Annotated in this window: 7 protein-coding genes; 2 read left to right on the top strand and 5 right to left on the bottom strand. The window is 70.5% G+C overall.

Annotation, left to right across the window (positions count from 1 at the left end; translation table 11 throughout):
* Positions 1–108: 108 nt before the first annotated feature.
* Complete coding sequence (locus DKL51_RS04325; protein ID WP_109942617.1) at positions 109–1,044, bottom strand: ABC transporter substrate-binding protein; 936 nt, start codon at positions 1,042–1,044, stop codon at positions 109–111.
* Positions 1,045–1,476: 432 nt separating this feature from the next.
* On the opposite strand from DKL51_RS04325, the gene DKL51_RS04320 reads away from it, so the two are divergent.
* Both DKL51_RS04320 and DKL51_RS04315 read left to right on the top strand, forming a co-directional pair.
* On the top strand, positions 1,477–2,817 hold the full coding sequence (locus DKL51_RS04320) for a C39 family peptidase (protein WP_109947396.1): 1,341 nt from the start codon (positions 1,477–1,479) through the stop codon (positions 2,815–2,817).
* Between the two features lie 29 nt (positions 2,818–2,846).
* A complete protein-coding gene (locus DKL51_RS04315) occupies positions 2,847–4,187 on the top strand; it encodes a C39 family peptidase (protein ID WP_109947397.1) in 1,341 nt (446 codons plus the stop codon).
* A gap of 82 nt (positions 4,188–4,269) precedes the next feature.
* On the opposite strand, the gene DKL51_RS04310 is transcribed toward DKL51_RS04315, so the two are convergent.
* The 4 genes from DKL51_RS04310 to mqnE all read right to left on the bottom strand — a co-directional run bounded on the left by DKL51_RS04310 (position 4,270) and on the right by mqnE (position 6,769).
* Positions 4,270–4,755 carry a hypothetical protein gene (locus DKL51_RS04310; RefSeq protein WP_123827112.1) on the bottom strand — a complete coding sequence of 162 codons (486 nt, stop codon included), beginning with the start codon at positions 4,753–4,755 and terminating at the stop codon, positions 4,270–4,272.
* A gap of 63 nt (positions 4,756–4,818) precedes the next feature.
* Positions 4,819–5,097 carry a DUF4229 domain-containing protein gene (locus DKL51_RS04305; RefSeq protein ID WP_109947399.1) on the bottom strand — a complete coding sequence of 93 codons (279 nt, stop codon included), beginning with the start codon at positions 5,095–5,097 and terminating at the stop codon, positions 4,819–4,821.
* A 45-nt stretch (positions 5,098–5,142) separates the two neighbouring features.
* Positions 5,143–5,568, bottom strand: a complete 426-nt coding sequence (locus DKL51_RS04300; RefSeq protein WP_109947402.1) for a hypothetical protein — start codon at positions 5,566–5,568, stop codon at positions 5,143–5,145.
* A 31-nt stretch (positions 5,569–5,599) separates the two neighbouring features.
* On the bottom strand, positions 5,600–6,769 hold the full coding sequence (mqnE, locus tag DKL51_RS04295) for an aminofutalosine synthase MqnE (RefSeq protein WP_109947400.1): 1,170 nt from the start codon (positions 6,767–6,769) through the stop codon (positions 5,600–5,602).
* Positions 6,770–7,205 lie beyond the last annotated feature (436 nt).

The raw sequence follows: 7,205 nt of genomic DNA, 5'->3' as shown, positions 1-7,205 counted from the left end.
AGGCGGGGCCGGCCGGGGCCGGACGCGGGCACGCCGGCCGGCCGGGACGCGTCGGGCGTCCCGGCCGGTCGGGGTTCGGTGGGTCGCACGGTCACCGACGGGGAACCGTCACGCGGGCACCTTGGCGGTGGCGTCCACGATCGCCCGGAGCAGGTCGACCACCCGCGGGCCCCAGCGCGAGGCGACGTCGTCGTCGAGGGCGACGATCTGGTTGTTCTTCACCGCGGTGATCCCGGCCCAGCCGGACCGCGCCTTGACGGTCTCGGGAGTCTGCTTGCAGCACTTGGTGTCGGCCAGGAAGACGAAGTCCGGGTTCGCCTTGACGATGACCTCCTGGGAGAGCTGCGGGTAGCCGCCGTTCTTGCCGTCGGCGTCCGACGGGTCGGCGATGTTCTCCAGGCCGGCCAGGGCGTAGATCGAGCCGATGAAGGTCTTGCTGGTCGCGCTGTACAGCTCGGGGCCGAGCTCGTGGTAGTAGGTCAGCTTCTTCGCCCGCTGCGGCAGGTCCTTGGTCAGCGCGGCAATGTCGTCCTTCATCTTTTTGGTGACGTCGGCCGCCTCCGCCGGGTGGCCGGTCAGCGCGCCCAGGTCGGTGATCTGCTGGTAGCTGTCGTCGAGCGTGGTCGCCGCGGGGGTGAGCAGCACCGGGATCTTCAGCGTGGTGAGCTGGTCGACGATCTTGTTGGTGTCGTTGGAGAGCACGACCAGGTCGGGGCTCTTGCCGGCGATCGCCTCGGCGTTCGGCTGGAAGCCGGACAGGTCGCTCTTCGGTGCCTCCGCCGGGTAGTTCGAATTGTCGTCGACGGCGGTGACCTGCTTGCCGGCGCCGATGGCGAAGAGCATCTCGGTCGCGGTCGGCGAGAGCGAGACGATCTTCTCGGGGCGCTTCTCCAGGGTCAGCTTGCCAACGGTGACCGGGAATGCGGCGGCCGCCGAGCTGCTGCCGGCGGCGGGGGTGTCGGGGGTCTTCTCGGCGCAGGCGCCGAGGGTGAGTGCGGCCACCGCGAGGGCGGCGGCGAAGAGCCGGGGGGTTCGTCTGGACATGGGGTCCTCCTGTCGGTCGAGGAGTGTGGTGCTTCGCCGACAGGGACCGCCTTCGCGTGCCCGTCCGCGAGGCGCCCTTCCTCGAGAGCGCGTGTCGCGACCACGCCGCAGGCGACCTGGCTCGCCCCACGCGCCTCGTCGCCGGCTTGTGGCCGGGCGCCGGGGGCGGCTCCGGCGGGGCCGGGGACCGCGGTGGGGCATCACAGTTGCGGGACAGCGCCGGTTTCGCACCGGCTTCGCTGCGGTTTGGTCGGTAGCACCGTAGCGCACGAGCAGCGGAGATCGTCCGGACGGGAGGGGTGGGTGCGGCCGTTGCCTCATCCCAGCCGGATCCTCACTCCGGCAATGATTTTCCATCCGTCAACATCTGGCGAAACTTCCTTCCAAGCGGGACAGTGAACGGCAAGGATGCCTCACCCGTGTGGAGCTGCCATGACCATGACACCTCTGCGCGCGGTCGCCCTCGCCGGCGCCACCGCGCTCGCCCTCCTCGGCACCACCGCCACCGCCGGTGCCGTCCCCCGGACCACCAACGCCGACGCGGTGACCCACGACGAGCAGATCACCTGGCAGGGCTGGGCCGGCGACGCCGACTGGCAGGCCGGCGCCGCCGCCGGCACGGTGGTCACGCCCGCCGGTCTCACCCTCGGAACCCCGGTCGGCACCATCCAGTACAAGGACCCGCACAGCAAGAGCAAGCGCACCTGGGCGTACGGCACCTGGACGTCCCCGCTCACCGACGTCGGCTTCGGCGCGAGCGAGCTGGTCGCCTCCTGGAACGCCGACACCCCCGCCGGCACCTGGATCCAGGTCGAACTCCAGGGCACCTACACCAGCGGCACCCTGACGCCCTGGTACGTCATGGGGCGCTGGGCCTCCGCTGACGGCGACATCATGCGGACCAGCGTCGACAAGCAGGGCGACAAGATCTCCAGCATCTGGACCGACACCTTCGCGATCAACGACGCCAGCGCCGGACAGTTGCTGCGGGCGTACCAGCTCCGGCTGACCCTCTACCGCGACCCGGCGCAGGCCGCCTCGCCGGTGGTCCGCTCGGTCGGCGCGATGAGCTCGAACGTGCCGGACCGGTTCACCGTCGCCCCGAGCGCCGGCCACATCGCCTGGGGGACCGAGCTGGCGGTGCCGCGCTACTCCCAGGAGATCCACGCCGGGCAGTACCCCGAGTACGACGGCGGCGGCGAGGCCTGGTGCTCGCCGACCTCCACCGAGATGGTGGTCGAGTACTGGGGCCGCAAGCCCTCCCCGGCCGACACGTCCTGGGTGGACCCGGCCTACGCGGACCCGACCGTCGACCACGCCGCCCGGATGACCTACGACTACCAGTACCAGGGCGCCGGCAACTGGCCGTTCAACACCGCGTACGCGGCCAGCTTCCCGGGGCTGGAGGCGAAGGTGACCCGGCTGCACTCGCTGGACGAGCTCGAGCACTTCATCGCCGCCGGAATCCCCGTGGTGACCAGCCAGTCCTTCCTCGCCAGCGAGCTCGACGGGGCCGGCTACGGCACCTCCGGGCACCTGATGGTGGTGGTCGGCTTCACCACCACCGGTGACGTCATCGCCAACGACCCCGCCTCACCGAGCGACGACGCGGTGCGCCACGTCTACCAGCGCGACCAGTTCGAGCAGATCTGGCTGCGGACCAAGCGGACGACCGCCAGCGGCGGCACCGGCAGCGGCTCCGGCGGCATCGTCTACCTGATCAAGCCGACCGAGGTGGCCTGGCCGCAGGTGGCCGGCTCCACCAACTGGTGACCCCTTCCTTCTCACCCTGCGGAGATTCCATGGCCAGATCAGCCCTGCGCGCGGTCGCCCTCGCCGGCGTCACCGCGCTCGCCCTGCTCGGCACCACCGCACCCGTCCACGCGGACAACAACCTCCCCGTCGTCGCGCACGACGAGCAGATCACCTTCCAGGAGTGGTCCTCGCAGCCGGACTGGCTCGCCGGCACCCACCAGGGGACGTACGCCATCCCCGGGTACCGCACCGGCATCACCATCGGCCAGCCGGCCGGCACCACCGAGTTCACCGACGAGCACAGTGGAACCACCCGCACCTGGGAGTACGCCACCTGGACCTCCCCGCAGCGGCAGATCGGCTTCGACGCCACCGAACTGGTCGCCTCGTGGAACGCCGAGACGCCGGCCGGGACCTGGATTCAGGTCGAACTGCAGGGGACGTACAACACGGGCGGGCAGACGCCCTGGTACGTGATGGGTCGCTGGGCCTCCGGCGATCAGGACATCAAGCGGGCCACCCTGGACGGCCAGGGTGACCCCTGGTCGACCATCTGGACCGACACGTTCTCCATCGACGACGCCAAGGTCGGCGTGCTGCTGCGGTCGTACCAGCTGAAGCTCACCCTGTACCGCGCGCCGGGCCGGACCACCGCACCCCGGGTGTGGATGCTCGGCGCGATGAGCTCCAACGTGCCAGACCGGTTCACCGTCCCGCCGAGCAAGGGCGGGATCGCCTGGGGCACCGAACTGCCCGTACCGGCCCGCTCCCAGATGATCCACCGCGGCAACTACCCGGAGTGGGGCGGCGGCGGCCAGGTCTGGTGCAGCCCGACCTCGACCACGATGGTCCTGGAGTACTACGGCAAGCTGCCGTCCGCCGAGGACATGTCCTGGATCACCCCCGGCTACACCGACCCGCAGGTCGCCTACGCCGCCCGGAACACCTGGGACTACGAGTACGAGGGCGCGGGCAACTGGCCGTTCAACACCGCGTACGCGGCCAGCTTCCCGGGCATCGACGCGAAGGTGACCCGGCTGCACTCGCTGGACGAGGTGGAACGGTTCATCAAGGCCGGCATCCCGGTCATCACCTCGCAGTCCTTCCTTGGCAGCGAGCTGGACGGCTCCAACTACGGCACCTCGGGGCACCTCTTCGTGGTGGTCGGCTTCACCGCCGACGGTGACGTCATCGTGAACGACCCCGCCTCGTCGTCCGACGCCGAGGTGCGCAACGTCTACAAGCGGGAGCAGTTCGAGCAGATCTGGCTGCGCACCAAGCGGTACCGGGCGAACGGCACCGTGGCCGGCGGCTCGGGCGGCATCGCGTACCTGATCAAGCCGGCGGACCGGCCCTGGCCGATGATCCCGGGCTCCACCAACTGGTGACAGCCCACCCCCGGACGACACGAGCCCGGCACGGTGGACCGTGCCGGGCTCGTCGTTTCCGACGTTGTAGGGCCCTGTCGTCTCAGAGCGACGGGGCGAACGAGGCCGGCGGGGCCGGCGGCTGCGCGGCCTCGCGACGCCGGCGGATCTTCCGCACGATGATCGCCACCCAGGCCACCAGGGCCAGCACACCGGCCACCGTCAGCCCGGTCACCAGCAGGTAGGTCGACCCACCGGTGGTGGAGAAGACGCCCTTCCGGGCACCCGTGTCGAGCGCCGGGGCGGTGCTGCCCTTGCTCATCCCGTCCGGCGCGTCGTAGAGGATGACGTCGGCGCGCCGGGCGCCGCCCTCGGTGGCCGCGAAGTTTCCGTGCCACTCACAGTTGCGCCGGGAGCATTCCTTTTTCACCGCGGTGAACGTGCCCGCCGTCCCGCCGCCGCTCTTCGCCTGCCACGCCGGGCCGAGGTCGGTGGCGCCCAGCATCAGCCCGATGGCGGCGATGACCGGAAGCCCGAACCAGACGAACACCTTCGTCTGCCAGCCGCTGATCTTGTCCATGAAACCCACGGCGGCAGACCCTAGCGGCCCGGACCCGATCGCGCTGCCCCGGTCGACCCGGGAAGCAGGGATTCAGCCCTCGCGGTGCGGGTCCGGCTGCTCGGGCTCGTCCTCGCCGGCGAGGGCGGACCGCAACCGGTCCTTCTCGGCGCGCCGACGCGCCGACGCCTCCGCCATCTCGTCGGCCATCTCGTCCCGCCAGCCCCGGAGCAGGAAGAAGGAGAGCGCGGCGGAGAACACCAGCGCCAGCATCAGCCGCAGGAACGGGTTCATCTCGACGAACCAGAGGGCCGCGAGCACCGCGACGAACAGCCCGATCCGGCCCAGCGTGTACTTGACCGCCGCGCTCACCTTCGCACTCCGTTCTCCGCCACCGGATCGCCGGTCGCGGGAGGTTCAGCCCGTCCGCCGGGCCAGCCAGTGGACGCCATGAAACCAGATCACCGCGTAGACCACGGTGAACACCGCCGCGGCGAGCGCGCCGGAGGCCAGCGGCGGCAGACCAGCGGCCAGGCCGGCCGCCAGCAGCCCGGCGAGCACCCCGACCGCGCCGGCGACCAGAGCGGCGATCACCCGGGCCGCGCCGAACTCCCAGGCGCGGAAGTCGTCCCAGAACAGCCAGAGTGGCAGGATCACCGCCAGCCAGCCGTTGGTACGACCGAAGCCACCCGCACCGATCGAGGCGAACGCCCACTCGAAGACCAGCAGCGCCAGCAGCCCGATCACCAGGCCGGCCAGGCTCACCCCGAGCAGGTCACCCACGGTGAGGATGCGCCCCTCGGCGTCCCGCCGGGGGAAGGTGCGCTGCTGCTGCTCGGTCATCGGTCCGCGGTCCGCCGTCATCGGTCCGGGGTCAGGCCCAGACCTGCTGCGGCTCGGAGCGGCGCTCGGCCAGCGACGGGGCGGCGTCGTACTCGCGGACCACCTCGTACCGGGTGTTGCGCTCGACCGGGCGGAAGCCGGCGTCCCAGATCAGGTGCAGCAGGTCGTCCCGGTGCATGGTGTTCGGCGTGCCGTACGAGTCGGCGTCGTGGGTGATCTTGTATTCGACGACCGAGCCGTCCAGGTCGCCCACGCCGAAGTTCAGCGACAGCTGGGCCACCGAGAGGCCGTGCATCACCCAGAAGCACTTCACGTGCGGGACGTTGTCGAAGAGCAGCCGGGAGACCGCGAAGGTCTTCAGCGACTCCGCCGGCGAGGCCATCGTGGTCTGCGCCTGGATCCGGTTACGGATCTTGCCGTCCGCCGAGTCGACGAAGTCGTGCTGGTAGCGCAGCGGAATGAAGACCTGGAAGCCGCCGGTCTCGTCCTGCAGCTCGCGCAGCCGCAGCACGTGGTCGACCCGGTGCCGGGGCTCCTCGATGTGGCCGTAGAGCATCGTGGACGGGGTCTTCATGCCCTTCGAGTGGGCCAGCCGGTGAATCCGCGACCAGTCCTCCCAGTGGCAGGCGTGGTCGACGATGTGCTGCCGGACCTCCCAGTCGAAGATCTCCGCGCCACCGCCGGTCAGCGACTCCAGGCCGGCGTCCATCAGCTCGTCGAGGATCTCGTCGGCGCTCAGCCCGGAGATCTTCTCGAACCACTGCACCTCGGTCGCGGTGAACGCCTTGAGGTTGACCTTCGGCAGCGCCGCCTTCAGCTCGCGCAGCACCTTCGGGTAGTAGCGCCAGGGCAGCGTCGGGTGCAGGCCGTTGACGATGTGCAGCTCGGTGAGCTGCTCGTCCTCCATCTCCTTGGCCTTGCGGACCGCCTCGTCGATCCGCATCGTGTACGCGTCCTTCTCGCCCGGCTTGCGCTGGAACGAGCAGTACGCGCACGAGGCGGAGCAGACGTTGGTGAGGTTCAGGTGCCGGTTGACGTTGAACATCACCCGGTCACCGTTCATCTCGGTGCGCTTGTGGTGGGCAAGCCGCCCGAGCCAGGCGAGGTCGTCACTGTCGTAGAGGGCGATCCCGTCCTCACGGGTCAGCCGCTCCCCCGCGTACACCTTCGCTTCGAGCTCGCGCTTGAGTCCGGCGTCCATCGAAAGCCACGTCCCTTCCACCTGCGGTCCCGGTCGAGCGTACGTCGGTCCTCCGACGAACCCGCGAGCCGGTCAACCCCAGCGGACGTACTTCACCGGACTATCAGCCGGTGGTTACCCTCCGCGCATCGACATCCCTGCCTCGGTGAGGTAAGACAGGATGGGGCGGAACACACCCACTGGTACCGTCCCGGGCTACCGCGCGCAGACAGGCGCGGAACACACCAGACCGGACGGGGAGCGGAATGGCCGACAGCGAGCAGGAGCGACGGCAGCGACGCGGGAGCTCGGTGGTGTCACCGGTGCTGCGTCCGACGCTCTGGTCCGCGCTGCTCGGCGCCGTCGCCGCCGCGGCGCTCGCCACCCCGGCCTGGGCCGAGCCCCCGCTGCCGAACACCGTCCCGGACACCGGCTCCCGGCCGGTCGCGGCCGGGAG

The organism is Micromonospora globispora (genome assembly GCF_003857015.1).
Classification (GTDB): domain Bacteria; phylum Actinomycetota; class Actinomycetes; order Mycobacteriales; family Micromonosporaceae; genus Micromonospora; species Micromonospora globispora.
This window is presented reverse-complemented; position numbering and strand designations above follow the sequence as displayed.

Coding starts and splice junctions, on each gene's coding strand:
- DKL51_RS04315 (WP_109947397.1), top strand. CDS start 2,847: ATGGCCAGATCAGCCCTGCGCGCGGTCGCCCTCGCCGGCGTCACCGCG.
- DKL51_RS04320 (WP_109947396.1), top strand. CDS start 1,477: ATGACCATGACACCTCTGCGCGCGGTCGCCCTCGCCGGCGCCACCGCG.
- DKL51_RS04325 (WP_109942617.1), bottom strand. CDS start 1,044: ATGTCCAGACGAACCCCCCGGCTCTTCGCCGCCGCCCTCGCGGTGGCC.
- mqnE (WP_109947400.1), bottom strand. CDS start 6,769: ATGGACGCCGGACTCAAGCGCGAGCTCGAAGCGAAGGTGTACGCGGGG.
- DKL51_RS04300 (WP_109947402.1), bottom strand. CDS start 5,568: ATGACCGAGCAGCAGCAGCGCACCTTCCCCCGGCGGGACGCCGAGGGG.